Source organism: Thalassospira sp. GB04J01, from assembly GCF_000751115.1.
Taxonomy (GTDB): Bacteria; Pseudomonadota; Alphaproteobacteria; order Rhodospirillales; family Thalassospiraceae; genus Thalassospira; species Thalassospira lucentensis.
Map to the genome: position 1 here is coordinate 33990 of NZ_CCDX020000004.1, position 24057 is coordinate 58046.

The 24057-nt window shown below is 53.4% G+C and carries 25 protein-coding genes; 8 read left to right on the forward strand and 17 right to left on the reverse strand.

The window, feature by feature from the left end; genetic code table 11:
- Window positions 1–93: 93 nt before the first annotated feature.
- Window positions 94–1101, reverse strand: coding sequence for a TRAP transporter substrate-binding protein DctP (dctP, locus tag AMM48_RS00480; RefSeq protein ID WP_101303564.1), 1008 nt, complete (start codon window positions 1099–1101; stop codon window positions 94–96).
- A gap of 318 nt (window positions 1102–1419) precedes the next feature.
- Here dctP and AMM48_RS00485 point away from each other — a divergent pair, with 318 nt between their 5' ends.
- Together AMM48_RS00485 and AMM48_RS00490 are read left to right on the forward strand one after the other, a co-directional pair.
- Entirely contained in the window at window positions 1420–2097 is a 678-nt protein-coding gene (locus tag AMM48_RS00485) for a GntR family transcriptional regulator (RefSeq protein WP_022733412.1), read from the forward strand.
- A 55-nt stretch (window positions 2098–2152) separates the two neighbouring features.
- Entirely contained in the window at window positions 2153–2893 is a 741-nt protein-coding gene (locus AMM48_RS00490; protein ID WP_102782490.1) for a TlyA family RNA methyltransferase, read from the forward strand.
- Between the two features lie 43 nt (window positions 2894–2936).
- On the opposite strand, the gene AMM48_RS00495 is transcribed toward AMM48_RS00490, so the two are convergent.
- The 3 genes from AMM48_RS00495 to AMM48_RS00505 all read right to left on the reverse strand — a co-directional run bounded on the left by AMM48_RS00495 (window position 2937) and on the right by AMM48_RS00505 (window position 4661).
- Entirely contained in the window at window positions 2937–3365 is a 429-nt protein-coding gene (locus AMM48_RS00495) for a heme-binding protein (protein WP_101303568.1), read from the reverse strand.
- A gap of 150 nt (window positions 3366–3515) precedes the next feature.
- Window positions 3516–3983 (reverse strand): DUF2269 family protein, encoded by a 468-nt coding sequence (locus AMM48_RS00500; RefSeq protein ID WP_102782491.1) that lies wholly within the window; start codon window positions 3981–3983, stop codon window positions 3516–3518.
- 72 nt (window positions 3984–4055) lie between these two features.
- Complete coding sequence (locus AMM48_RS00505) at window positions 4056–4661, reverse strand: TetR/AcrR family transcriptional regulator (protein ID WP_102782492.1); 606 nt, start codon at window positions 4659–4661, stop codon at window positions 4056–4058.
- Window positions 4662–4844: 183 nt separating this feature from the next.
- On the opposite strand from AMM48_RS00505, the gene AMM48_RS00510 reads away from it, so the two are divergent.
- Window positions 4845–5351, forward strand: a complete 507-nt coding sequence (locus AMM48_RS00510) for a hypothetical protein (protein WP_102782493.1) — start codon at window positions 4845–4847, stop codon at window positions 5349–5351.
- Window positions 5352–5610: 259 nt separating this feature from the next.
- On the opposite strand, the gene AMM48_RS00515 is transcribed toward AMM48_RS00510, so the two are convergent.
- The 3 genes from AMM48_RS00515 to fabI all read right to left on the reverse strand — a co-directional run bounded on the left by AMM48_RS00515 (window position 5611) and on the right by fabI (window position 8870).
- Entirely contained in the window at window positions 5611–6735 is a 1125-nt protein-coding gene (locus tag AMM48_RS00515; RefSeq protein WP_102782494.1) for a hypothetical protein, read from the reverse strand.
- A gap of 103 nt (window positions 6736–6838) precedes the next feature.
- Window positions 6839–7942 carry a chorismate synthase gene (gene aroC, locus AMM48_RS00520; RefSeq protein ID WP_102782495.1) on the reverse strand — a complete coding sequence of 368 codons (1104 nt, stop codon included), beginning with the start codon at window positions 7940–7942 and terminating at the stop codon, window positions 6839–6841.
- 97 nt (window positions 7943–8039) lie between these two features.
- Window positions 8040–8870, reverse strand: coding sequence for an enoyl-ACP reductase FabI (fabI, locus tag AMM48_RS00525; protein ID WP_102782496.1), 831 nt, complete (start codon window positions 8868–8870; stop codon window positions 8040–8042).
- A gap of 203 nt (window positions 8871–9073) precedes the next feature.
- Between fabI and AMM48_RS00530 the strand changes: the two genes are divergently transcribed.
- Window positions 9074–10432 carry a YihY family inner membrane protein gene (locus tag AMM48_RS00530; RefSeq protein ID WP_102782497.1) on the forward strand — a complete coding sequence of 453 codons (1359 nt, stop codon included), beginning with the start codon at window positions 9074–9076 and terminating at the stop codon, window positions 10430–10432.
- 51 nt (window positions 10433–10483) lie between these two features.
- Here AMM48_RS00530 and AMM48_RS00535 read toward each other — a convergent pair whose 3' ends face one another.
- The 3 genes from AMM48_RS00535 to AMM48_RS00550 all read right to left on the reverse strand — a co-directional run bounded on the left by AMM48_RS00535 (window position 10484) and on the right by AMM48_RS00550 (window position 13828).
- Entirely contained in the window at window positions 10484–11830 is a 1347-nt protein-coding gene (locus tag AMM48_RS00535; RefSeq protein WP_102782498.1) for a mechanosensitive ion channel domain-containing protein, read from the reverse strand.
- A 204-nt stretch (window positions 11831–12034) separates the two neighbouring features.
- Window positions 12035–12976 (reverse strand): J domain-containing protein, encoded by a 942-nt coding sequence (locus AMM48_RS00540; protein ID WP_102782499.1) that lies wholly within the window; start codon window positions 12974–12976, stop codon window positions 12035–12037.
- 360 nt (window positions 12977–13336) lie between these two features.
- Entirely contained in the window at window positions 13337–13828 is a 492-nt protein-coding gene (locus tag AMM48_RS00550) for an RT0821/Lpp0805 family surface protein (RefSeq protein ID WP_244271065.1), read from the reverse strand.
- Window positions 13829–13957: 129 nt separating this feature from the next.
- Here AMM48_RS00550 and pdxH point away from each other — a divergent pair, with 129 nt between their 5' ends.
- Entirely contained in the window at window positions 13958–14578 is a 621-nt protein-coding gene (gene pdxH, locus AMM48_RS00555) for a pyridoxamine 5'-phosphate oxidase (protein WP_102782501.1), read from the forward strand.
- 98 nt (window positions 14579–14676) lie between these two features.
- Here pdxH and AMM48_RS00560 read toward each other — a convergent pair whose 3' ends face one another.
- Entirely contained in the window at window positions 14677–14985 is a 309-nt protein-coding gene (locus AMM48_RS00560; protein ID WP_101303594.1) for a metalloregulator ArsR/SmtB family transcription factor, read from the reverse strand.
- 343 nt (window positions 14986–15328) lie between these two features.
- Here AMM48_RS00560 and AMM48_RS00565 point away from each other — a divergent pair, with 343 nt between their 5' ends.
- Together AMM48_RS00565 and AMM48_RS00570 are read left to right on the forward strand one after the other, a co-directional pair.
- Window positions 15329–16186 carry a universal stress protein gene (locus AMM48_RS00565; RefSeq protein WP_102782502.1) on the forward strand — a complete coding sequence of 286 codons (858 nt, stop codon included), beginning with the start codon at window positions 15329–15331 and terminating at the stop codon, window positions 16184–16186.
- A 214-nt stretch (window positions 16187–16400) separates the two neighbouring features.
- Window positions 16401–16589, forward strand: a complete 189-nt coding sequence (locus AMM48_RS00570; protein WP_102782503.1) for a hypothetical protein — start codon at window positions 16401–16403, stop codon at window positions 16587–16589.
- A gap of 99 nt (window positions 16590–16688) precedes the next feature.
- Here AMM48_RS00570 and AMM48_RS00575 read toward each other — a convergent pair whose 3' ends face one another.
- Window positions 16689–17384 carry an SOS response-associated peptidase gene (locus AMM48_RS00575; protein WP_102782504.1) on the reverse strand — a complete coding sequence of 232 codons (696 nt, stop codon included), beginning with the start codon at window positions 17382–17384 and terminating at the stop codon, window positions 16689–16691.
- A gap of 213 nt (window positions 17385–17597) precedes the next feature.
- Between AMM48_RS00575 and AMM48_RS00580 the strand changes: the two genes are divergently transcribed.
- Window positions 17598–18341 carry an SDR family oxidoreductase gene (locus AMM48_RS00580; RefSeq protein ID WP_022733429.1) on the forward strand — a complete coding sequence of 248 codons (744 nt, stop codon included), beginning with the start codon at window positions 17598–17600 and terminating at the stop codon, window positions 18339–18341.
- Window positions 18342–18427: 86 nt separating this feature from the next.
- Here AMM48_RS00580 and AMM48_RS00585 read toward each other — a convergent pair whose 3' ends face one another.
- The 5 genes from AMM48_RS00585 to AMM48_RS00605 all read right to left on the reverse strand — a co-directional run bounded on the left by AMM48_RS00585 (window position 18428) and on the right by AMM48_RS00605 (window position 23994).
- Window positions 18428–18934 (reverse strand): N-acetyltransferase, encoded by a 507-nt coding sequence (locus AMM48_RS00585; protein WP_102782505.1) that lies wholly within the window; start codon window positions 18932–18934, stop codon window positions 18428–18430.
- Between the two features lie 87 nt (window positions 18935–19021).
- Window positions 19022–19561, reverse strand: a complete 540-nt coding sequence (locus tag AMM48_RS00590) for a hypothetical protein (RefSeq protein ID WP_102782506.1) — start codon at window positions 19559–19561, stop codon at window positions 19022–19024.
- 241 nt (window positions 19562–19802) lie between these two features.
- Window positions 19803–21020 carry a 5-aminolevulinate synthase gene (gene hemA, locus AMM48_RS00595; protein WP_101303605.1) on the reverse strand — a complete coding sequence of 406 codons (1218 nt, stop codon included), beginning with the start codon at window positions 21018–21020 and terminating at the stop codon, window positions 19803–19805.
- A gap of 528 nt (window positions 21021–21548) precedes the next feature.
- Window positions 21549–22952 (reverse strand): aspartate aminotransferase family protein, encoded by a 1404-nt coding sequence (locus tag AMM48_RS00600; protein WP_102782507.1) that lies wholly within the window; start codon window positions 22950–22952, stop codon window positions 21549–21551.
- Window positions 22953–23151: 199 nt separating this feature from the next.
- The gene (locus tag AMM48_RS00605) at window positions 23152–23994 is read right to left on the reverse strand and encodes a universal stress protein (protein WP_102782508.1); all 843 of its coding nucleotides are present in this window, start codon (window positions 23992–23994) and stop codon (window positions 23152–23154) included.
- Window positions 23995–24057: the final 63 nt, after the last annotated feature.

Consider the following 24057-nt stretch of genomic DNA (forward strand, 5'->3'; position numbering starts at 1 on the left):
GAACCGTATTGTTCTGTTTGTTTATATTCTTTGGGAAATGATGGGGTGGTGCCGGAACGTCCGGCACCACCATCAAATCACATCACGGACGGATCACTTGACGGCAAGTGCCATATCAAGAAGTTCCTGACCGTTCGGGGTTTCTTCGACGAACTTCTTATAAGAAGTTTCCATGGCAAGTTTCTGCCATTCGGCGAAGTCCTCGTCGCTCAATTCTGCGATTTCAACACCGTTTTCTTTAAAGACTGCGATGCTGTCAGAATCCTGTTTGCTGCCTTCTGCGGTGTAATAGGCTTCTGCCTTTTTCGCAGCTGCTGCCAAGGCTTCTTTTTGTGCGTCGTTCAGCTTGTCGTAGCTCGCCTTCGACATCAGAACCGGCTGATACATGAACCAGAGCGCATTGCCTGCGGCCGGGGTATAGCATTTGACCTGTTCGTAGATGCGATAGGAAACGAAGCTTGATGAGCTTGTGTTGGTCGCATCAAGAACGCCGGTCTGCATGGCTGGATAGATTTCCGAGCTTGGCATTGCGGCGATTGACGCACCGGCACCTTCAAGCATCTGTTCAAAGGATTTACCTGCCGCACGAATCTGAAGGCCTTTTACGTCTGCAGGTTTGCGGATGCAGCCTTTGGTCGATGCAAAGCCACCAGCGAGCCAGCCTTTGGCAACCGTGACAACACCGTCTTCGTTCAGGAGTTCTTCAATTTTCTCCATGAACGGAGATTCGTTGATGCGGTTGGCATGGTCGTGGTTTTTAACCAGGGCCGGCATCAGGGTCAGGTTGGTTGCTGGAACGCGACCACCGGCATATGCCAGCGGGTAAACAATCATATCAAGCTGGCCACGTGTCATCGGGGTCCACTGTTCCTTCGCTTTAAACAGGGAGCCTGATGGGAAAATCTGGATTTCCAGATCAACGTTGGCTGCTTTGACTTCGTCGGCAACGATCTGTGCAACTTTGTGACGGATGTCGCTGGTGGACCACTGATGTGACAGCTTCAGGGTTTCAGCATCTGCTGATGCAGACATACCAAAAGCGGCAACAGACATTGTAATGGCGGCGACGGACGCCGAAAGGGTCTTCTTAAAAATCTTCATCTTTTCCTCCCGGATGAAGCATGCGTTCTAAATGCATTTGAATGGGCTTTTACGCGTCTTTTTATTGATGCGGTTTTCGCATTGAGAGAAAGCGTTACAGATTTCTGGCATCCTGTCCATGCAATTTTGTATACCAGAGATGCGTTTCGCAGTGCCACAAACTCGCGCCTGAGTGTTTGCGCTGGAATCCCGGAAAACTGGGAAATAACTTTTGCAGTGCAGCACAAAAACACGTTGGGTGGACGTCCAAAAGGTTTTGATTAGTGCCAGATTATGTGTTCTGGTATACCAGTGAATGGTTGTTAAATGAGGGCGTTGATGGCGCAGAACGGAAAACTTGCTACCGATTTGGTGCAGAAATTGGAGCGCGATATTGTCACCGGTGTTCTTAAACCGGGGGACAAACTTGATGAACGGTCGTTAAGCGAGCGGTTCGGAGTTTCGCGCACGCCGGTACGTGAAGCGCTGCAAACGCTTGCCGGATCGGGGCTTGTCGCAACCATGCCAAGGCGCGGCACGATTGTTGCCGCCATCACGGTCGGTGAACTAATCGAAATGTTCGAAGTCATGGCAGAACTTGAAGCCATGTGTACCCGTCTTGCCGCACGGCGCATGCCGCGGGTGGATATCGAAAACCTGATCAAGCTGGCGGCGGCGTGTGATGCACTTCAGGAGCACGCCGACGCGGATGCCTATTACGAGGCCAATGTCAGCTTCCATGAAGCAATCTATGCCGGGTGTCGCAACAGCTTCCTTGAACGCCAGACCAAGAATGTCCGTAACCGTTTGGCGCCCTATCGGCGCTTGCAGCTCCATCGTCCGGGCCGTGTCAAAAAATCAAATGCCGAGCACGAAGATATTCTGACCGCCATCTCGACCGGGGATGCGCAGACCGCCGGGAAGCTCATGCATCAGCATGTTGCCGTTCAGGGTGAAGCATTAAACGACCTGCTGGCGATTGTCCCGCGCGGGTATCTGGAGCCGTTGGCGAGCTGATCAAAATCTCAACACCGTGCGTGACCTTTTAAATCGTTTGCGCTAAAAACCGCTGATGGCAAAGAAACGTTTGGATCAGTTGCTTGTGGAACGTGGATTGGTGGAAAACCGATCCAAGGCGCAAGCGTTTATTATGGCAGGCAATGTCTTTAGCGGTGAGCAACGGCTTGATAAGCCGGGCATGCAGTGCAAGGAAGACATTGCGGTGACGCTACGCGGGCAACCGCACCCGTGGGTATCACGCGGTGGGCTCAAGCTTGAAAAGGGCTTGTCGCATTTTGAGCTTGATGTGACCGGTTTTATCGGCGTTGATGTTGGATCATCGACCGGTGGTTTTACCGATGTCTTGCTGCAAAATGGTGCGGCCAAGGTGTATTCCGTCGATGTCGGGCAGGGACAGCTTGACTGGAAGCTGCGCAATGACGACCGGGTGGTTGTCATGGAAAAAACCAATGCGCGACATTTGACCGAAGAACATATTCCCGACCCGATTGATATCGTTGTCTGCGATGCCAGCTTTATTGGCCTGCGCACCGTGCTTCCAGCCAGTCTGGAGCGGGTGAAGCCGGGTGGTTATGTGATTGCACTGATCAAGCCGCAATTTGAAGTTGGCAAGGAACGGGTGGGCAAAAAGGGCGTCGTGCGCGAGCCTGAGCTGCATCAGGAAGTCTGCGATACCATTTCCGAGTGGTTGGGCAATTTGCCGGGCTGGGATGTTTTGGGGATCGCGACAAGTCCGATCACCGGACCCGAAGGCAATGTTGAGTTTTTGATTGGCGGGCGGAAATCGGCGTAAACAACGCCGATCCCCGCCAGAGTTTCCGCTAAAATTCCGGGCCTTATTTGCCGATTTTTTTCAGGAAATGATCAATCCCGGCCTGTGCACAATCCTGATCCTGTGGCGGGGTGCCCGAGCTTACCCCGATGCCACCAACGCAATCGCCGTCAACCATGACAGGCAGGCCACCGGCAACAATTGAAAGCCGTCCGCCGATTTCCGAATCAATGCCGTAGGCCGGTTTGCCCGGCTGGGCGGCGGCGGCATATTCATGGGTTGCCTTGCGTGCGCCGGACGCAGTGAAGGATTTGTCCTGTGCAATTGTCGTGCTGGTGACCTTGCCGCCATCCATGCGTTCAAACGCGATCAAAACACCGGACTCATCGGTAATGGCGATGCACATCGGCACGCCGATTTCAGTGGCACGGGCGCGCGCACCTTCAATCAGGATATAGGCGTCTTCGATCGACAGGCGTTTGATGGTCAACATAACAGCGTCTCCGGTGGATTGAGGGTTCTTCAGTTGGCGGCATCTTATGGGCTGTGCTGAAGAGCGATCAATCACATAAAACGTCTTTCCGTATGGTGGAACTGCGCGAAGGTGGCTTTGATGCTGCCCGTCACAGCGTCACGAACCCCATCATCTAAAAATCATGAAATACAGCGCACCAAGCGGTAAGGCCGTGGCGATGAAGCCAACAAGGCCCCAGAGCTTGCGACATTTATCGTAAGCCGCAGGCATGACATCCTGCTCTTTCGCAACGGTTTGGGCCGCAATCCTGGACATATACAGCTGAAGAGGCAGTAACCCGACCAACCACAAAACTGCCGCCATACCAAACAGACTGATGCCAATCGTCAAATGCGGCGCATCGGAAATGTCAATGCCGGTGGCATGAAACAGGCCAATCCCGCCGACGATGATCAGGGCGGCACCAAATGCGGTAAAGGCTAGATCGGTCATATTTACCAGACGGCAGGCGAAGGCAATTACGACAGGATTTCCGGTCTTGTCAGCCTGGGTCTTCCAAAGGGCGGAAACAATGATGTTGCCCATAAACAGGATAACACCCAAAAGGTGCACGAGCTTAACAATGGAATATTCCATGGTGTGTCCCAAGGTCAAAAATGTGTGCTGTAACCAGCTACATGAGCATTACGAGAATTTTGCGTTGCACGATCAGGCGGCGTCTGTACGGTTTAAATCCTCGGCCAACAATCCCAGCACAAAATCATCAAGCTCGATATCTGCGGGGGGCGCAATCATGCCATCAATCACCAGAATGGCGATGCCATGTGCGCGGCTCCAGGCGGCAAGGGCGCGGTTATAGGCCGTCGCGGCCTCGGTCAGGGTCATTTCGGCCTTGCGGTCCACCGATGTCACCGCGCGTTGCAGTACATCAAAGGCATTGTCGGCTGCATCACGCAGTTCGGGATATTGATCCAGCGGCGGGCGTTCGCGGCCAAAGATCAGACGAAAATGTTGGGGGTGTTCGATGGCAAAGCCGACATAGGCCGCACCGAGTGCCATGATGCGATCTTCATGCGTGTCAATGCGCGCGGCGACATCTTCAAGCTTTTGCGCAAAGCGTTCAAAAGCCGAAATCGCCACTGCCGCCAAAATGCCATCCTTACCGTCAAAATGGCGATAGGGGGCGGCTTCCGACACGCCGGTCAGGCGGGCCAGACGGCGCAAGGAAAGCCCGGTGGGGCCTTCGTCGATCAGGATGTTCTCGGCTTTTTGCAGCAGGACATTGCGGACGTCACCGTGGTGGTATTTCCCCATAAGCTCGTATCTCTATTTTCTTATGTTAACTTTGTTAACATTAAGCTGTGACGAATGACATTGCAAGCAAGATATTCTCCTGCTTTTGTATGTTTAAAATTCAGTTTCTTTGGGATGTGGACGTAAAGTCTATTTTACGTATCGCCGATGTGTGCAACGTTCAAAATAGAAAAGGGGGGCTTGATGTTTGGTGAAACAAAGCAAGAGAAACGACGTTTTTGGATATTCATTTTCGTTGCGGCAGTGTTTTCGGGAAGCCTATCGCGCCTATGGCCTGTCTTCATCCCGGACGATCTCGCATATCAGGAGTTTAACAAACGCTGTCTGGATAATATGGCAGATCTCAAGAGACTTATCGATGATCGCGAAATAGCCCCTTATCGTGACGATACGAATAAGATGAAAAAGGCATTTACCGAACATGAAGCATATGTTTGGCAATACAATCACAAGACGTACGACGATGTTTTAATAACACTGGTCCTGCTCGGCACGCAGATGTGCACCGTCTCTCTCTCTGACGTTGACCCCTTGCCCAGCAAGGCTGTCCTCGAAAAGAATTTGAACCTAAGCGTAATATCGATACCTGAAGAAATACCGCAAAGCGTAAACTACCTACTTCGTGACGAGCGCGCGGAGACGGGTTTGGCAAGTGTTGGTTTTGGTGTTCGGCAGAGAGAGAGGGTATAGGCGACGAAATTATTTTGGTGCTTATGACGAATGCCGGTTTCCAAAAGCAGTTTGGGAAATCACTAGAAGAAGTTGCGTTAGAAATAGGACAGAATTGACTTCATCCAACGCTTAAGTGGGCGATTTCGTGATTAAGTCTCACTTCCTTCAACAAAAGAAAAAGTTACCCGACCAACTCATGCTCCTTTTTTAGTTGCGGGTAGCATTATGAGCTGCGCGCGCATGTTCTCGGTACAGATTGGAATTTGGCAGATTGGGCTTAGGTGTTAACCGGTTTCGGCTCTGACGGCGTTACGTCTGGCGTTGCCGGTTCTGGTTCTGGTTCTGGTTCTGGTGCTGGCGCTGGTGCATCCGGTGTCGCCGGGGCTGGCGTTGCGGTGCTGGTCGCAGGCGTTGCATCGGTTGTGGTCGTGGCTGCCGGAGGCGTCGTATCCGGGATTGCGGGCTGGTCTGCCGTAGTCGCTGGTGCCGGTTGCGATTCTGGTGTCGGTGTTGATGGAGGTGCATTGTTGGTTGGTGTTGTGGTATTGGGTGCTGGGGTATCCGCACCTTTGGCGTCGGAAGCTGTTTCCGGCATTTCAGGGCTGGTTGGTGGCGCATTATTGAGGGCGTCTGGTGCCGCAGCGGTTTGGTCGCTACTTGGTGTTGTCGCGGCCGGGGCTTTACCAGAGGCTGTTTCTGTTGCGTCCTTGTCATCCTTCGCATCCTCCGCAGGTGCGGGGGCTAAATTGACCGACGGTGATTTTGCTGTTTTTTCCGTTTTTGACCGATCCGGGCGGATCAGGAACTTGTCGCCAAGGGTATCCTGGCCAATCAAAAGCGGCTGTTCGATCCCGGCCATTTCCAGCAAACCGATTTCTACGTCGCGATCAATGCCGCGCAACTGCATGCAGGTGCGAATGACCGGCGTGCGGACGCTGTCGCTGTTGGCACTTGTTTTGATGTCCCGATAACCGGCGACCGGCATGGAAAGTTGCCAGGTGATTTGTCGTGCACTCAACCCGCTTTCCGTTTCAGGCGGGCTATCAAGGGCGAGCGAGAAAGATACCGTGTCAGAATCCGGCGTTGCGGTGCTGTCGTCAGTTGTACCGGGTGAAGCAGTTGATGTGGGGGATTTGGATGGTGTTGCCGGGCTATTCCTGCCGTCGGTATCTTGATCCGGCTTAGCGGGCATCACCGTAAGGTCCTTCACAAACAGGCAGGTTTGCGGCGCGGCCCCCAAGATCATCGAGGGCAGGGCGGAGATGCCCCAGCGCGGCAAGTCGACCGGTTCGTCCGGATAGAGGACGGTTCGGGTGCGCATTTGGGCATCCATGCCGTTTTTTTTGCTGCTGGCTGAAGCAGCAGCATTGGTGGACGCCAGCGAGAGCAATGTTTTGAGCAATATTGGGTTCATGCCATGTCGACGTGGCACAAACCCGTTTGTGACGGGAAATTAAGCGATCAAGGTGCGATACTCTTTAGGCAGACGCAAACTTCGGCAAGCCCTAGCTTGGGAAGTGCTTGTTGGCGTTCCAGCCGTCGCATTGGCCGCGATGACGCAAAAGGTGATCGGCCAGAACGATGGCGGCCATGGCTTCGCCCACCGGCACACCACGAATACCAACGCACGGGTCATGGCGACCCTTGGTGACGATATCGACTTCCTTGCCGTAAATATCGATGCTTTTGCGCGGCGTTAGGATCGAGCTGGTCGGTTTGACGGCAAAGCGAATGACAACATCCTGACCCGATGAAATGCCCCCCAGAATGCCACCGGCATGGTTGGAGCCAAATACCGGCTTGCCATCTTCGCCAAGGCGCATTTCGTCGGCATTTTCAATGCCGGTCAGCTCGGCGGCCTCAAAGCCATTGCCGATTTCAACGCCCTTGACCGCATTGATTGTCATCATGGCCTTGGCCAGATCGGCATCAAGCTTGTCATAGACCGGATCACCCAGCCCAACGGGAACGCCCGAACAGACAACTTCGATCACTGCGCCAACCGATGAACCATCCTTGCGCAGGCCATCAAGATATTCTTCGAATACCGGCACCGCTTCGGGGTCCGGGCAGAAAAACGGGTTGTTATCAACCTCGTCCCAGTCCCAGTTATCGCGGTTGATTTCCTTGGTGCCCATTTTGACCAAGGCGGCACGGATTTTGATATCGCCGCCAAGGATTTTACGGGCAATCGCACCGGCCGCAACGCGCATGGCGGTTTCACGTGCTGATGAGCGCCCGCCGCCGCGGTAATCACGCGTGCCGTATTTTTCCCAGTAGGTGTAATCGGCATGGCCGGGGCGGAACTGGTTTTTAATTTCGCCGTAATCCTTGGACCGCTGATCGACGTTTTCAATCAGAAGGCCGATCGGGGTGCCGGTGGTTTTGCCTTCGAACACGCCCGACAATATTTTGACCTGATCAGGTTCGCGGCGCTGGGTGGTAAAGCGCGACTGACCGGGTTTGCGTTTTTCAAGGAAGTCCTGAATGTCGGCTTCGGACAGGTCAAGAAGCGGTGGGACGCCATCAACGACACAGCCAATGGCTGGCCCGTGGCTTTCGCCAAAGGTGGTGAAGCGAAAAAGCGTTCCAAAACTGTTGCCAGCCATAAGCCAAAATCCAGAATTCAAAGGGTACGGAAAAACGTATTAAAGTGACAAACGGGCCACCCCGAAAGGCGGCCCGTAAAATTATATCATGTTCAGATCAGGATTTCTGAACATTGATGTCAGGTGCATCGGCCTGTTTCATGCCAACGGTATGATACCCGCAATCGACGTGGTGGGTTTCACCCGTCACACCGGTTGACAGATCCGACAGGAAATACAGCCCCGACCCGCCAACATCATCAAGCGTGACATTGCGGCGCATCGGTGAGTTAAACTCGTTCCACTTCAGGATATAGCGGAAATCGCCAATCCCCGAAGCGGCAAGGGTTTTCATCGGACCTGCCGAAATGGCATTGACGCGGATGCGATCCGGGCCAAGGTCATTGGCAAGATATTTGACACTGGCTTCAAGGGCCGCCTTGGCAACACCCATCACGTTATAATGCGGCATGACTTTTTCTGCCCCGTAATAGGACAGGGTCAGAAGCGATCCACCATCAGTCATCAGTTTTTCCGCGCGCTGTGCAACAGCGGTAAAGGAATAGACCGAAATGTTCATCGACATCGTGAAGTTTTCAACCGACGTGTCGACATAGCGACCGCGCAGTTCGCTTTTATCGGAAAAACCGATGGCATGAACGACAAAGTCGAGTTTGCCCCATTTTTCCTTGAGCGTGTCGAAAACGGAATCGATGCTGGTCGCATCGGTCACGTCACATGGCAACACGATGTCGCTGCCAACTGAGCTTGCCAAAGGACGGACACGTTTTTCCAGTGCTTCACCCTGATAGGTAAAAGCAACTTCGGCGCCAGCAGCAGCGGCAGCGCGTGCAATGCCCCAAGCAATGGATTTGTCGTTCGCGACGCCCATAATCAGGCCACGCTTACCGGCCATCAGGCCCGAGATGTTATCGGTGGACAGGCTCATTTTTCCTCTCGTTCCCACGATCTCTCTCTGTCAGGTGGAGGCCCTTTAAATAAAGCCACGACCGGTACAGGAGCTATTGGTCATTGGGCGCATCCTACACAAAGCAAGGCCAAGGTCAATCTGGCCTGTTATAACGTGTGCGGGCACGCTATCCTGTTGATCAATTACAGTATAACCGGAAAATGCGTAGGGATAAGCGTTTAATGGTGGAAATTCAGAAATTGATCGAAGATCGAACAGCATTCTGGCGCTATGCGCTGATGCGGTTTGTTCATGATAAATCGGTGCAGCGCGCGGCTGGCCTGTCTTATACGACTCTTTTGGCGATGGTTCCGTTTCTGGCTGTCGCGCTGACGGTGCTTTCTGCTTTTCCGGTATTTGATCAATTCAAAGATCAAATCATGAGCGTTGTTTTAAATAACTTCCTGCCAGAAACCGGTGAGCAGGTGACCGACTACCTTGGAAACTTCTTGCAAAACACCGGCCAGATGACCGCTGTTGGCACCATGGTGCTTGGTCTGACGGCGGTGATGTTGCTTGGCGCGATTGAAGGGGCGATGAATGACGTCTTTCGCGTTACAAGCCCGCGCAAGTTGCTGTCGCGTCTTGTGGTGTTCTGGGCGCTTCTGACCGTCGGGCCGATGTTGTTGGGGTTGAGCCTGTCGTTGGCGTCCTATCTGTTTGCCATGCGCCATATGGTCGGCGGTGATCTGATCGGCGGGCAACTTGGTCAGCTTACCTTCATCGCACCGTTCCTGTTATCGGCAATAGCTTTTTCGTTGTTGTTCATTGGTATGCCCAACCGTTCAGTTGAAATCATTGATGGGTTTCTGGGCGGCCTTGTTGCGGCGGGATTGTTTGAGGCGCTTAAAAAAGGGTTCGGATTTTATGTTACCAATTTCCCGACCTATCAGACGATTTACGGCGCGGTTGCCATTGTGCCGATTTTTCTGTTGTGGATGTATCTGACGTGGATTGTGATCCTGCTGGGCGCACAGGTTGCCGCTGCACGGTCTGAATGGCGTGCGGCCCGGGCTGCGGGCCTTATTCCCGATCCGCGCGGGGCGGTGCCGGGCCACATGGAACGCATTATCGCGGTTCTACGGGTGCTGGAATATCTGCAAAACGGTTTCCATAAGGCATCCAAACCGCCGACCTATCGCCGCATGATGCGTGAGGTCAAGCTTGGCGGGCGCGACTTGAACTGGGCATTGGCCGCCCTTCGGCGGGAAAAGCTGATTGATCGGTCCGAAAGTCATCGCTGGTTGCTATCGGGTAATTTATCGCGACTGACACTGAACGATTTGATGGGCCGTCTGGGATTGTTTCTTGATTATGATCGGCTGCTGGTGGTTCAGTCGGATGGTGGCTGGCCCGGTAAAATGCGTGAGCGGCTTGTCGAGCTTGAAAAAACCAGAGGTTCGGTTCTTGATGTTGAAGTCGGCGCCTTGCTTGATACACCAAAGCCCGAAGACAAAGTCCCTGAGCAAATCAAGCCAAACCCGGATCATCCGCGGCAGGAAGAAATCAGTCAAAATGATATGGCCCAATCGGTGGATTAAGCCATGCCGGGAAATCGAAAGCCCTGTGAAGAATAGAAAATTCGGGCAACGTTATGTGTCCGGATTTTCTGGATGGCCAGAGGATTCCATTTGAACCCGTATCGGTGCATCACTGCTTCGCAAATGCAGATCGCGTTGCGGGAACGGGATTTCGATATCGTTGTCCTTAAAGGCATCCCAGACGTTGAGCAGAACTTCGCTGATGATGTTGCCGCGCCCGTTTTGCGGGTCGGTGATCCAGAAGCGGATTTCAAGATCGACCGAATTGTCGCCAAAGCCCCGCAACAATGTGTTGGGACCGGGGGTGTCTTGTACACGCGCGCATTTTCCTGCGGCCTCATTGCACAGTTTGATCGCGAAATGCGGATCACAGTTGTAGGAAATGCCAACCGGGATTTTCAGGCGCAGCTTGACGTCTGAGTGGCTCCAGTTTTCGACCTGTGTGGTGATGAGGTCTTCGTTGGGGATCAGGAATTCTGTGCCGTCCCGGGTGCGAACGGCGGTGTAGCGTGCACCAAGGGACTGTATCCAGCCAAATGTTTCGCCAATGGCAATGACATCCCCCGGTTTGATCGACCGGTCAAGCAGCAGGATCACGCCACTGATCAGGTTGGCAACAATGCGTTGCAGGCCAAGACCAATGCCGACACCAACCGCACCGCCAAACACCGCAAGGGCGGTCAAATCAACGCCAATCGTTGACAGAGCAAACAGAACAGCAACGGACAGCAAAACCAGTTTAAGGAGTTTGGACATCAGCACCTGAACCGAGGGGGTCAGGCGGTGGACTTTTTTGATGCGTTGTTCAAATAGCCGGGATGAAAAGGATGCAACCCAAAGCAAAACCGCCAACGACAGGATAGCTTTTATAACGCCATAGACCGAAACGCGGAACGATCCGACTTGCATGGCAAGACTGTCGAGTGCTGCGATGGTTGGATCAAGCCAGCCAACGATATTAAGGGCTGCCAATCCCCACGCCACAGCCGCGATGGTGCGTGACCAGACCGGGTCATTCACCACGGCCGCTGCCAGGCGAATGACGATCCAGGCGTTGAGCAGACTTGCGACGAGGCGCAGGATGTTGTGGCGGTATCCGGTTTGAACAGCAATGGCCTCAAGGACCCAGACCAGTACAACCAGCAGCAGGGGAAACGCCAGATCAGGCAGAACAGAAAACAGTCGCCTGAAACCCGCATAGTGCAAAAGCGGTTTCCAGTTTTGCAGTCGGGCAAGCAGGGAGGTCAATGTCGGGCGCAGCAAAAGGGCCGGCAGCATCGCCAGCAGGCAGGCGGCAATTTGTATGAGGATTGGGCCAAGAAGAATATTGGCCTGTATCCAGTCTATGGCTTGGTCAATCCAGAGCAGATATTGATCCGGGTTGGTAAACTGTTCCATTGGTGCCCTGATGTCTTCCTGATTTTCTGTTTTGGGGCTTTATGACAAGACGCTTTAAATCATATGGTAACACGAGAACGGATTTTCAGGCAGGGCGTTGCATTTAAAAGAAAATTGTAACTGTAACCTGCCACGGTGAGTGCGGGTGTTTTGGCAATTTGGGCAATAAAAAAGCCGGCGAGAAGCCGGCTTTTAAGCGGGGTACTATCGGGTGCTGTAGGGGTGTTTTTCCGACCAGTCACGGATAAACTCGATCAATTCATCATCGCGTTCATCGGGCAGCTTGACCGTCAGATGGACATATTGATCGCCGTGTTTGGTGTTGCGGTCATAGGGTGCACCCTTGCCGCGCAGGCGCAATTTCGTACCGCTGTTTGCGTTGGCGGGCAATTTCATATTGACCTTGCCATTGACAGTCGGGACTTCGATGGACCCGCCAAGGACTGCCTCGGCCAGTGTGATCGCCAATTCACAATGCAGATCATTGCCTTCGCGACGGAATGTTTTGTCGGGATGGACATGCAGCTTGATCAAGGCATCGCCTGCCTCACCACCATTCATCCCCGCCATGCCCTGACCTTTCAGGCGCAGGGTTTGTTCGTTTTCACTTCCCGGAGGGATGCGAACTTCAAGGCTTTTGCCGCTGGCAAGGTTGATCCGCTTGGTCGTGCCAATGATGGCCTCGGAAAAATCAAGGCTCAGCTCATAGGAGATGTTCGGGCCTTTGACCTTTTGCGGTTTGCGTTCACCGCCAAAACCACCAAATCCGCCGCCACCGCGACCACCCCGACCGCCTTTGCCGAAAATTTCGTCAAAGATATCTTCGGGGTTCGAGCCGGAAAAGCCGAATGGGTCATTCTGACCAAATCCGCCGCCCGCACGCGATTGACCACCGCCGCCACCGCGACCAAAAGGCCCGGTTTCACGACCATCGGCATCAATCAGACCATTGTCGAATTTCTTGCGACGTTCGGGATCGCCAAGCAGGTGATAGGCGCTTGAAACTTTTTTAAAGCGTTCTTCAATCTTGGTATCGCCGGGATTGACGTCGGGATGGAGTTCACGCGCCAGTTTGCGATAGACTTTTTTGATTTCGTCCTGAGTGGCGTTTTTTGCAACGCCGAGTATTTTGTAGGGATCCTGCATGAATTAACCGGTTGGATGAACAAAATGGGCGGTGGCACAATTTAAGTGCATGATGCGCGCAATCAGAACCATTTCGTCACGATTTCGTCCGGCACGTTTTATATCAAGCAAGGATAAGTCCAATGACCGTAGCTGGGCCACGATCAAGGGCTTCGTCACATTGCTCTGCCGCGCTGTATTTTGCCAAACGGCATGCCAAAACAAACAAAATGGCGCTGATTGCGCGCTCCGTACTCTAGCCCGTCTTGGCGAAAACAAGAAAGGCTATTTATTGCTGTGCCCGGATATAAAAAAAGCGGTGCAGATCGCAAGAACCGCACCGCTTTTTTGAAAATCTGGTTTCAGATCAGACGGGTCTGATCAATTCACGACCTGCCAGCTGCCATCAGGTTTGCGGCACGCTGTGCCATAGGCGGTTTCTTCCTGCCCACCAATCATGACAGTCTGCTGGTATTCGCGGCAATATTCCTGCGTTTCGGGTTTCTGATAGGTCCGTGTTGGTGTCACGGTGCCCTGAACGCCGGTATCTGGGTTCTGCCAGCTTGATGTTTTGCCTGTTGGCGCGCTTTCAAGGGTTTTCTGCGTGCTTTGGGCCATGATTGCGCGGTCCGCGTTATCAAGTGAACGGCCGACTTCGCTGCCAAGAAACGCGCCAGCCATGGTGCCAAGTGCAACCCCGACCAACTGGCCTTTGCCTTTGCCAAACTGTGCGCCAGCAACCGCGCCGCCAACCGCACCCAGCAAGGTGCCAGCGGTTTGTTTCTGGCCCTGATCCTGAGCACAGCCTGCGATGAAGGCGGTCATGATCAATGGTATGACGATATGACGGAATTTCATGTTGTTTCTGCCCATCTTGTTTTTCCTGTCCCAACCGATATGCTCTGAATATACGAACGATGATCCTGTGTTGCCACCCCGTGTTCGTCATCCGCTGTCACTTAAGCCAGCCGATTTTGGATAATCAGAGGAACTTTGACCCCAATGGACGAAAAAAATACGCCAAAAATGGGGCATGAACCCCACGTTGCCCCGTTTGAGATGTTTGACGACTGGTTCAAAGACGCCAAAAGCAACGAAGATGCCTATCCTGACGCGATGACATTGGCCACCGCGGACAAGGATGGCCGTCCATCAGCGCGGATCGTCCTGCTTAAGGGGTTTGATGATCGCGGCTTTGTCTTTTACACCAATTATGAAAGCCGCAAGGGCAGCCAGCTTGCGCAAAACAGCTATGCGGCATTGTGTTTTCATTGGAAAACGGTCGAGAAATGCGTGCGAATCGAAGGTAAGGTCGCCAAGGTCGATGGTGCTGAATCCGATGAGTATTTTGCATCGCGCCCACGTGGTAGCCAGCTTGGCGCCTGGGCATCGATACAGTCACGTCCGATGACCGGTCGGTTTGATCTGGAAAAGCGGGTGGCGGAATTTACCGCCAAGTTTGGTTTGGGCAAGGTCGCACGCCCGGACCACTGGGGTGGTTTCCGTCTGGTGCCTGACCGGATTGAATTCTGGGCCGAGGGGAAATTCCGTTTGCATGATCGCAAACTGTTTACCCGTGATGCCGATGATGCGGGCTGGAACACGCAAAAGCTGTTCCCGTAAGGATTTGGCTTTATGCCTTGAACGATAGAACGCGCAAAAGAATTGATCTTTTGCGCGTTTTTGATTGGGGGGCCTGTTTCTCGGTCCGGTTCGTCTGACTATTTGGTCTGTTCGGGCGGGCAGAATGTTTCCTGCAAGACGGCAATGATTTTCATGATGTTCTGATCTGCCAGCGAATAATAAATCGTCTGGGCTTCGCGCCGGGTTTTGACCAACCTGTCGCGCCGCAGCCGTGCGAGATGCTGTGACAGGGCGGATTGTTTAATGCCCAGTTCATTCTCAAGCGTGCCAACCGATTTTTCGGCATCGCCAAGGGAACAAAGAATCATCAGCCGCCATTCATTGCCCAGCGTTTTGAGAAATTCTGCTGCTTCGCGTGCATTTTGATGAAGCGCTTCGTAATCCATCCGCCAGAAAACCCATTTCCAAATTACATACCAATCTACATCTACGGTCTGACCTTGGTTGGTATCGGTCGGGGTCAGCGTATTTTCGGTCTTGTCGTCAAACAGCCATCGTAATCGGAGCCATAAATGATACAATACACCTTGTAAGCTATTCTATCGGGCAGGTTTACGAAAAGCTGATCTTGTTTCTATACAGCGTTGAAAGAACAATTACAGCCGCAATATTTTTGATCTTGAACAAGGAATAGAGTGATCAAAAGTAGCAACATAATGGCGATCCTGCGTGATGATGACCCATCGGACGCGGGCACTGTTCACAAGATGACAGGCGGGAGTGAGTGCAATGGCAATAAGAACAATTCTGGCACCAGTAGCCGGTTCGGAAATTGATCGCCGTGTTATGGATATGGCGTTCCGTACTGCAAAGCGGTTCGATGCGCATCTTGAGGCGCTTTTTGTCGCCGCCGAACCACAGGATGCCATTCCAATTGTTGGCGAAGGCATGTCGGGCCTGATCATTGAAGAAATGATCCGGGCGGCGGAAACCGAAACAGGAAAACGCGAAGCCAACGGCAAGGCCGCGTTTGAGGCCGCTGTCACCGCGGCCGGGATCGATATCGCAGAGGCGCCGACGACCCAGTCCAAAGCAACCTGTGCGTGGCGCAAGGACAATGGCCGCGAAGACGAAACCGTTGCGCGCCGGGGGCGCCTGTTTGATCTGGTGGTGGTTGGGCGTGATCCCAAAGAAGCTTCTGCGTCGCTGACCTTTGATGCCGCATTGATGGAAACCGGGCGTCCGATCTTTGTCGCCCCGCTAGACCCACCTGCGACGATTGGTGAAAAGGTCATGATTGCGTGGAACGGCGGGGTCGAAGCCGCGCGTGCCGTGACGTCGGCCATGCCGCTTTTGCGCACGGCAAAGACCGTCACGATCGTCAGTGTCGGAGATGTTCCTTATGGCCGGGCTAGTGCCAGAGAATTGGCAGAACAATTCCGCTGGCACGGAGTCGAGGCGGCGGTTGTCGAACATACCGAAGGCGGAAATGTTGCTAACACCTTGATGTCAGAGGCAGAAAAATGTGGGGCCGATAGCATCGTTCTTGGTGCCTATAGCCATTCACGGTTCAAGGAAATGATCCTTGGCGGTGTGACGCAAGATATGCTGGCAAAATGTACGTTGCCACTTTGGATCATGCACTGAGTGTTCCGCTGAACGGGCGTCATCATAACCATATGATTTCGCGAAATTAAATTACCTATTCTTTTGAATGGGTCAGAAAGGCGCATTTGTTTGCGCCTTTTTTTGTTGCATCCGCGAACAAATAGAGGGAGGGTTACGGAAATCTTACAAAGACGGAACCCCGAAAAACGAGGCGTTCCGCATTAAGGAAGAAACGTCTGCTAGGGGAATTGCGATGTTATCACTTCGCGACATCATTGATTTTGCAGCCATGTCCGAGGATTTGGCTGACGAATTAAACAGTCTTAAAATTGGTTTGCCCGATCTTGGTGCAGCGGTCGTTGGCCAAGGTGGTGGTGGCGACAATTCCATTCGCGGCTGCGAAGCAACTCCCTGTGCGGCCAACAAATGTGACGGCAAGTAATCAGATGAAACGAGGGCGCAGTGATATTGATATATCGCCCCGACCTGATTGTTTGTCTCATGCCGGAAGCTTGCCTGCGCGGGCAGCAGGCCCATTTCCCTATTTCGAGAACAGACTGATCTGATCCTCATCGCGTTTGGGTTTTTGCGCGGTGGGTGGTTCTTCGTGCCATGACAAGACATGGTCAGGAAGCGGGGCCAGCATATGGGCAACCTGTGTGAAGTTTTCTGTAGGATCAAGCCACGCATTGAGGTGATTTGGTCCGATCACCACGGGCATGCGATCATGAATATGGGCAATCACACCCGATGGTGCACAGGTGATAATGGTTGCCTCTGATCCGTTTTCCAGTCCGGCAAACAGAAACGGTTGATGATCGGGAAGCGTTATCTGGTTTTTACGCTTGGACGTGCCGTCTTTGCGCCATTCATACCAACTTGTGGCCGGGATCAGACACCGCCGGGCAAGCAGGGGGCGAAATGTGGGTTTCTGGTCAAGTGTTTCGGCCCGCGCATTGATCAGCGGCGTGTTCAGGCCCGGAACCGTAAGCCCCCAGTGACGGATTGCGGCTTTGCGTTCGGGCAGGATGACGGCAATCGGATCGGTCGGGCGGCGCGTGCCGGTCAGGCCTTCAAACGCGGCATCAAGGTCGTTCTGGTTTTCGGCGGTTTGATGGGCAAGCTGAGCGTCGTCAAACCCGTTGTGCAAAATGCTGCGCCGGATGTCTTCCATCTCCAGTCCCAGTTGCGCCTGAAGGGCGTGGACGTTGCTGTTAAGATCAAATCGGCTGCACATGTATTTGCCTGCTTTGTTGTGCCATCAAGATAATAGCTGCTGCGGGCTTTGCCAAATCCTGCGATGCGTACTACCTAAAACGAGGTCATGCCCCAAGGCCGATAGAAATTTTACCGAAAACAGGGCATTTCCTTCAATGGTTTGACGGGGGATGTTATAACAATGCGATCACATGCAGTCACGCATGCGCACGCCACATAAAGAGCCCGAATAATGAATAACCCAGCCCCGAAAACAGTCGTCCTGACAGGTGCCAGCCGTGGTATCGGTCACGTTACGGTTGGTTACTTTGCCCGGCGTGGTTGGCGGGTGATTTGCTGTTCACGTGAAGCACCGCCGCCCAGTTGCCCGCGTGACCCGTCACTTGGCATTCATATCCGTGCTGATCTTTCCAAACCCGAAGACGTGGAGTCTTTCATCGCACAGGCCAATGAGGTGCTGGGCGATGATCCGCTGCATGCCTTGGTCAATAATGCCGGTGTGTCGCCCAAGACGCCCTATAAAGAACGGCTTGGCTGTTTGAACGGCGATATTGATGCGTGGCGCGATGTGTTTGAGCTTAATTTCTTTACCCCGCTGACACTGGCGCGCGGGTTTGCGTCGGCCTTGCACCGTGGCAAGGGGGCAATTTGCAACATCACATCGATTGCCGGGCACTATGTGCATCCGTTTGCCGGGTCGGCCTATTCCACGTCAAAAGCGGCCCTTTCCGGGCTGACGCGTGAAATGGCGGTGGAGTTTGCCGAACTGGGCGTGCGGGTCAATGCCGTTGCCCCGGGCGAGATTAAAACCGACATGATTTCACCGGAATATGAAGCACTGGTACCGCGCATTCCGATGAACCGGATGGGAACCCCCGAAGATGTTGCGGCCGCGGTGCATTATCTGGTGGGTGACGACAGTAGCTATGTCACAGGCACGGAAATCTTTGTTACTGGCGGGCAGCATCTTTATTGATCACAGATCGCCGCGATTGGTGGTGATGATGCTGTGGTTCTGAGACGATATGCTTTAAAGGCCAAAGGCAGCCAAGCTTGGTTGCTTTATGCGTTCTGGCTGATGTGAAAGGCCGGGTCGTAATCAACTTTTCCAGCCGGGATTTCATCGATCAGCGGGCGGGCCATGAAATATTCATCAGGCACACCTTCAAGCTTGAGGTCGGGCAGGGGCGCAAAGCCAAACCGGCTGTAATAGTTGGGCTCCCCCAGGACAACACACCCGGCGGCATCATTGGCACGCAAATGACGGATGCCGCTTTGGATTAGTTCGGACCCAACGCCAAACCCTTGACGGTCGGGCAGGACGGCAACCGGGCCAAGCCCGTACCAGCCACATTCCAGATTATTGATTTTAATTGGGGAAAAGGCAATGCAGCCAATGAGTTCGTCATCTTGTTGAGCAATCAGTGAAAGGGTGAGCTTCCCTTTTTGACGCAAGGCATCAACAATAAGGTGTTCTGTCTGCTGGCTATGGGGTGCTGTTTCAAATGCACCTGCCAGAAGCGCGTGAATCGCCGCGATGTCATGTTCGGTTTCTTCACGAATAAGCATTTTCGTCCCTGCCTGTGACGTAGGGTCTGCTTCCTGCGGACCGTCACCCACGACTATAACGGGAAAATGCGGTAGGGCAAGGTTGTGTTAAACCAGCAGACTTTTCAGCCAGTCGTTTTTTTGTTCAAGGCGTTTGACTTCCATTTCAAGCCAGCCGGTGAAGTTTGATGCTTCGTTGGCGTGCTCTTCGCGCAGGGCCAAAACACGTTCAAGATCAAGCTCGCACACATCCTGAAGGATTTCGAGCTGCTCACGGCGGATGTCATCATCAAGCAAATGCAGATAGCGCATCTTAAGCGCCATGATCAGGCGCGATAGTTCACCCGATGTATCGCGCAGGTTGCCCTGCATCAGTTCGATGAATTTATCGTGGCCTTGTTGGGTCAGGATAAGCTGCCCGTCGGAAAATGCGAGGCTTCCACTGTCTTCCTTGACCAGTCCTTCAAGTTTTAAAAGCTGTAATGAACTTCCCATCATATCAAGCGACGGCCCCATCATATGGGACATGAAATGACGCACGGAATTGGCCAGATCAGCATAACTGATTGGTTTATCCGAAAGGGCAAGTGTGCCGAGTGCGCACAGGCGCAGACATTCTTTGGGGAGCAAGGTTCTATCCGAATACATGGGCGGCCCCTGTTTGATGACAGGGTCGACGTTAACGCGAACGGTTATTAATTGCAATATGTGATCTTAAGGGCACTTTAAGTGTCCGCGATCATCATCAGCATGAATATAGGCCGCCCTATGGCGAAAGCAAACATTCGGGTCCGATTTGAAGATGTTAGATCAGAACTGTTTCGGGGGCTGATCAAAAAAGGCCAGGGCATCTGCCACTGGCCTTCGTTTTCTGATCCCTGACGCCCGATCAGGCGGCCTTGGAAATGCCCAACTGGCTCCAGACGGCCAGCAGCGAGTCGATCAGGTGATCCATTAATTCGTCATTATGCAACGGACCGGGGGTGAAGCGCAGGCGTTCGGTGCCGCGCGGCACGGTTGGATAGTTGATTGGCTGCACGTAGATATCATGTTCAAACAGCAGGCGGTCGCTGGCTTCCTTACACATCGCGGCATTGCCAACCATCAGTGGGACAATGTGGGATGGGGCGTCCATAACCGGCAGGCCTGCCGCACGCATGCGTTCACGCAGCGTTTCAGCGCGTTCTTTTTGTGCAACGCGCTCGGCGTTGCTTTCCTTAAGGTGGCGCACAGATGCCAGCGCACCGGCCGCAATGCTGGGCGGGTGGGAACTTGTGAAGATGAACCCGTTGCCAAAGCTGCGTACGAAATCGACGATTTCCGGTTTGGCCGCGATATAACCGCCAATGACGCCAAATGCCTTGGCCAGTGTGCCTTGAACGATATCAACGCGGTGCATAACGCCATCGCGTTCGGCAACACCGCCGCCGCGCGGGCCGTACATGCCCACCGCATGGACTTCATCAAGGTATGAAATCGCGTTGTATTTTTCGCAAAGATCAAGAATCTGGCCAATCGGGGCGATATCGCCATCCATCGAATAGACCGACTCGAACGCGACGATTTTGGCGCGCTCCGGGCCGAGGTCCTTGAGGATAGCTTCGAGATGTTCGACGTCGTTGTGGTTCCAGATGCGGCGTTCGGCCTTGGAATGGCGCATGCCTTCGATCATGGAATTGTGGTTCTGGGAGTCGGAAATGATCACGCAATCGGGCAATTTGGAGCCAAGGGTCGACAGCGTGGTCCAGTTGGCGACATAGCCAGACGTCATCAGAAGGGCGGCTTCCTTGCCATGCAAATCGGCGAGCTCTTGCTCAAGCGCGACGTGCAGATGGTTGGAGCCAGAAATATTGCGTGTGCCACCCGCACCGCCACCCTGGCCGGAAACGGCTTTATCCATGGCTTCAAGTACCTTGGGGTGCTGGCCCATGCCAAGATAATCGTTGGAACACCAGACAGTGATTTCGCGCGGCGCTTCCCCGTTTTCCGGATGATAGAGGGACTTGGGGAATTTGCCGACAATGCGTTCAAGATTGGCGAACACGCGATATCGGCCCTCAGCCTTAAGGCCAGAGATCGCGTCTTTGAAGAAGTTGTTATAATTCATCTTTGTTACTTTCGCCTGTCTCTTTGCGACGGAACAGTTTCGCACATCACAAAGCTCTGGTCTTGTCCTGATCAGCGATCTGATCTGGACACGTCGTCCGGCTTGACCGGGTCTTGATGTTTCCCTTATCGGACATGGCGTCCGACACGGCATTGACCCTTGTCAAAAATTAAAGCGATTCCAGTTTGTTTTGAACCGCACGGTCAGAGAAGGCGTTCCATCTTTCATTTGTCGATCTCGCCGCAGGGTTGGTCCTGTTTCAAGGACTTGGCGTACCCCGTCTCAATTCAGTAGTCAATTTGGGGCCATTGGCGGCATTTGGCAAGGATTTGAACGCATTTCACCCCACAATTATATCAATTCAGTCCATAGTTTTAATCAATCGATTTGGTGTAATTTGGCATTTAAGGCTATTAGTCGCGATTTTAGGCGGTGTTTTGCGGGATCAGACGTGTGGTTTTAGAAAAAAAGGCCCGGCGCAAAACGGATTTGAGCCGGGCCTTTTGATGTTTTGATCTGTGTCGCGACTTAAAGGCTGCTGTGCCACTCGGTCAGGGCGGCCTCGACCGCGTCGAACATCGTATGAATCTGATCTTCGGTGATGATCAGCGGCGGGCAGAAGGCAACAGTATCACCAAGCGCACGTAGGATCACACCATGTTCAAGGCATTTGGCTGCAACGGCTTTGCCCGCAGCACCATAGGGATCAAACGGTGTTTTCGCACACTTATCAGAAACCAGTTCAAACGCCCCGATCAGGCCGTGGCCCCGGGTTTCGCCGACATGATCGAACTTGTTTAGGTCTTTGAGGCGTTTCTGGAACGGCGACATGACACTACGGACATGCTCGATAATCCCGTCATCCTCATAGATTTTAAGGGTTTCAAGTGCGACGGCGGCTGCTACCGGGTGCCCGGAATAGGTAAAGCCATGGCCGAATGTCCCGACTTCGTCCGATCCCTTTTTGACGGCCTGATAAATCGCCTCATTGATAAACAGGGCGGAAATCGGCAGGTACGCCGATGACAGCTGTTTGGCGACTGTGATCATATCGGGTTTAAGCCGGAAGGTTTCACTGGCAAACATCCGACCGGTCCGGCCAAAGCCGCAAATCACTTCATCGGCAATAAACAGGATGTCATAGCGTTTGAGCACTTCCTGAATTTTCTCAAAATAGGTGCGCGGCGGGACAATCACGCCACCGGCCCCCATGATCGGTTCGGCGATAAACGCACCGACGGTTTCGGGGCCTTCGGCCTGGATCAGGTCTTCAAGCTGTTCGGCCAAGCGGGTGGCGAAATCTTCTTCTTCCTCACCTGGCAGGGCATCGCGCCAGTAATGCGGTGTTTCGGTATGAAGAATGCGATCAATCGGCAGATCAAACAGTTTATGATTGCCCGGAAGGCCAGTCATCGAGGCCGCTGCCACAGTAACCCCGTGATAGCCCTTCTTGCGCGAGATGATCTTCTTCTTTTCCGGCTGGCCAATAGCATTATGATAATACCAAACCATTTTGACTGCGGAATCAGTGGCTTCTGAGCCGCTGTTGGCAAAGAAGACCTTCGACATCGGCACCGGTGCGATTTCCAGCAGCTTTTCCGCCAGATCAATCGCCGGATTTGTGCTTTTGGATGCAAAGGTATGATAATAGGGAAGGATGTTGAGCTGCTTGGTGGCGGCATCCACCAGTCGCTTTTCGCTAAAGCCAAGCGACGTACACCAAAGACCAGCCATGCCTTCGATCAGTTTATGTCCGCTGTCATCGGTGACATAAATGCCGTCACCGCCGGTAATGATGTGCGGGCCGGTTTGTTCGTGGGTGGCATGATTGGTATAGGGATGCAAGTAGCTCGCGACATCGCGGCTGGCATCTGAATTGCCCGGAACAGTTGGGGCGAAGGCTGGATTGACGTTGGTGGCGTCGATGGTCATGGCGAACCTCGTTTTGATGTGGGGCCCTGAAACCCGTAAATGCTTTTAAGGCACTTTAATCCCACTTTGATCGGGCGCAACCCATTCCTTTGCACTGCGATAACTTTGCAATGGATTAACCCTTGATGACGAAAAACCGGCCGGAATGATCCGACCGGTTTTGATATGGGGTTTTGATGCGGGTACGCGCGATATTGGCTTAGTGTGACATCAGGACCGGAACGGTCATGTGGCGCAAAAGATGCTGTGTCACACCGCCCATCATCAATTCGCGCAGGCGCGGGCGGCCATAGGCTCCGCAGACAATCAGATCAGAACTTTCATCCGCGGCCCGCGACAACAGCAAGTCACCAACACTGATGCCCGATGCGTTCATGCTTTCCTTGGTGGCACTAATGCCGTGGCGTTTGAGACGGTCCGCGATGTCGATGCCCGGTACGGGCAAGGTATCACGTGCGCCCTTGTTCGGATCGGCACACAGAACCACGGCTTTCTTGGCGGCTTCAAGGAACGGCATGCTGTCGTTTACTGCGCGAACGGCTTCGCGGTATGGTTTCCAGGCAATCAGAACCCGCTCGCCGACCGTGGCAAACTTTCCGACATAGGGCACGATCAGAACAGGTGTGCCAGACGTCAGAACAACCTTATCTGGCATCTCAGAGACAGAGCACGGATCACCGCTTTCCGGGTCGTGCTGTCCTAAAATCGTCAGGTCATGGTGGCGGGCATACATTGCTGCCGTATCGGCAAGTTCGGTGGCGGCACAGGTTGTTTGTTGCCAGCTAAATTCAATACCGGCATCTGTGCAGGCGGTTTCAAATACGCCTTGCGCCACTTTGCCCTGATCGGCCATTGCCTGACGTTGCTGAGCGATGATTTCTTGTGGAATTTGGACTTCCATAAAGCGCGGAATATCAGTCACAGGCAGCAGGAACAGACCTGTCAGATGGGCCTTCTGCGCCTTGGCCACCTTCAGCGCGACGGCAAGGCGTTCTGTGCAGGCAGGCGAATTGTCGATGTGAACAAGAATATCCCGATACATGAGACTGTCTCCATTGTACGGCCCGTCATCTTCACCAGAAGGGTGAGGATCACACGCGGGTCC

What these genes read in the sequence shown, in the direction of transcription:
- pdxH (WP_102782501.1), top strand. Translation starts at nt 13,958, where the DNA reads ATGGACGAAAAAAATACGCCAAAAATGGGGCATGAACCCCACGTTGCC.
- AMM48_RS00575 (WP_102782504.1), bottom strand. Translation starts at nt 17,384, where the DNA reads ATGTGCAGCCGATTTGATCTTAACAGCAACGTCCACGCCCTTCAGGCG.
- AMM48_RS00585 (WP_102782505.1), bottom strand. Translation starts at nt 18,934, where the DNA reads ATGCTTATTCGTGAAGAAACCGAACATGACATCGCGGCGATTCACGCG.
- dctP (WP_101303564.1), bottom strand. Translation starts at nt 1,101, where the DNA reads ATGAAGATTTTTAAGAAGACCCTTTCGGCGTCCGTCGCCGCCATTACA.
- AMM48_RS00530 (WP_102782497.1), top strand. Translation starts at nt 9,074, where the DNA reads ATGGTGGAAATTCAGAAATTGATCGAAGATCGAACAGCATTCTGGCGC.
- fabI (WP_102782496.1), bottom strand. Translation starts at nt 8,870, where the DNA reads ATGAGCCTGTCCACCGATAACATCTCGGGCCTGATGGCCGGTAAGCGT.
- AMM48_RS00570 (WP_102782503.1), top strand. Translation starts at nt 16,401, where the DNA reads ATGTTATCACTTCGCGACATCATTGATTTTGCAGCCATGTCCGAGGAT.
- AMM48_RS00535 (WP_102782498.1), bottom strand. Translation starts at nt 11,830, where the DNA reads ATGGAACAGTTTACCAACCCGGATCAATATCTGCTCTGGATTGACCAA.
- AMM48_RS00560 (WP_101303594.1), bottom strand. Translation starts at nt 14,985, where the DNA reads ATGGATTACGAAGCGCTTCATCAAAATGCACGCGAAGCAGCAGAATTT.
- AMM48_RS00590 (WP_102782506.1), bottom strand. Translation starts at nt 19,561, where the DNA reads ATGTATTCGGATAGAACCTTGCTCCCCAAAGAATGTCTGCGCCTGTGC.
- AMM48_RS00600 (WP_102782507.1), bottom strand. Translation starts at nt 22,952, where the DNA reads ATGACCATCGACGCCACCAACGTCAATCCAGCCTTCGCCCCAACTGTT.
- AMM48_RS00565 (WP_102782502.1), top strand. Translation starts at nt 15,329, where the DNA reads ATGGCAATAAGAACAATTCTGGCACCAGTAGCCGGTTCGGAAATTGAT.
- AMM48_RS00505 (WP_102782492.1), bottom strand. Translation starts at nt 4,661, where the DNA reads ATGGGGAAATACCACCACGGTGACGTCCGCAATGTCCTGCTGCAAAAA.
- AMM48_RS00605 (WP_102782508.1), bottom strand. Translation starts at nt 23,994, where the DNA reads ATGTATCGGGATATTCTTGTTCACATCGACAATTCGCCTGCCTGCACA.
- AMM48_RS00490 (WP_102782490.1), top strand. Translation starts at nt 2,153, where the DNA reads ATGGCAAAGAAACGTTTGGATCAGTTGCTTGTGGAACGTGGATTGGTG.
- AMM48_RS00500 (WP_102782491.1), bottom strand. Translation starts at nt 3,983, where the DNA reads ATGGAATATTCCATTGTTAAGCTCGTGCACCTTTTGGGTGTTATCCTG.
- AMM48_RS00485 (WP_022733412.1), top strand. Translation starts at nt 1,420, where the DNA reads ATGGCGCAGAACGGAAAACTTGCTACCGATTTGGTGCAGAAATTGGAG.
- AMM48_RS00495 (WP_101303568.1), bottom strand. Translation starts at nt 3,365, where the DNA reads ATGTTGACCATCAAACGCCTGTCGATCGAAGACGCCTATATCCTGATT.
- AMM48_RS00510 (WP_102782493.1), top strand. Translation starts at nt 4,845, where the DNA reads ATGTTTGGTGAAACAAAGCAAGAGAAACGACGTTTTTGGATATTCATT.
- AMM48_RS00550 (WP_244271065.1), bottom strand. Translation starts at nt 13,828, where the DNA reads ATGGGCAGAAACAACATGAAATTCCGTCATATCGTCATACCATTGATC.
- AMM48_RS00540 (WP_102782499.1), bottom strand. Translation starts at nt 12,976, where the DNA reads ATGCAGGATCCCTACAAAATACTCGGCGTTGCAAAAAACGCCACTCAG.
- AMM48_RS00580 (WP_022733429.1), top strand. Translation starts at nt 17,598, where the DNA reads ATGAATAACCCAGCCCCGAAAACAGTCGTCCTGACAGGTGCCAGCCGT.
- hemA (WP_101303605.1), bottom strand. Translation starts at nt 21,020, where the DNA reads ATGAATTATAACAACTTCTTCAAAGACGCGATCTCTGGCCTTAAGGCT.
- aroC (WP_102782495.1), bottom strand. Translation starts at nt 7,942, where the DNA reads ATGGCTGGCAACAGTTTTGGAACGCTTTTTCGCTTCACCACCTTTGGC.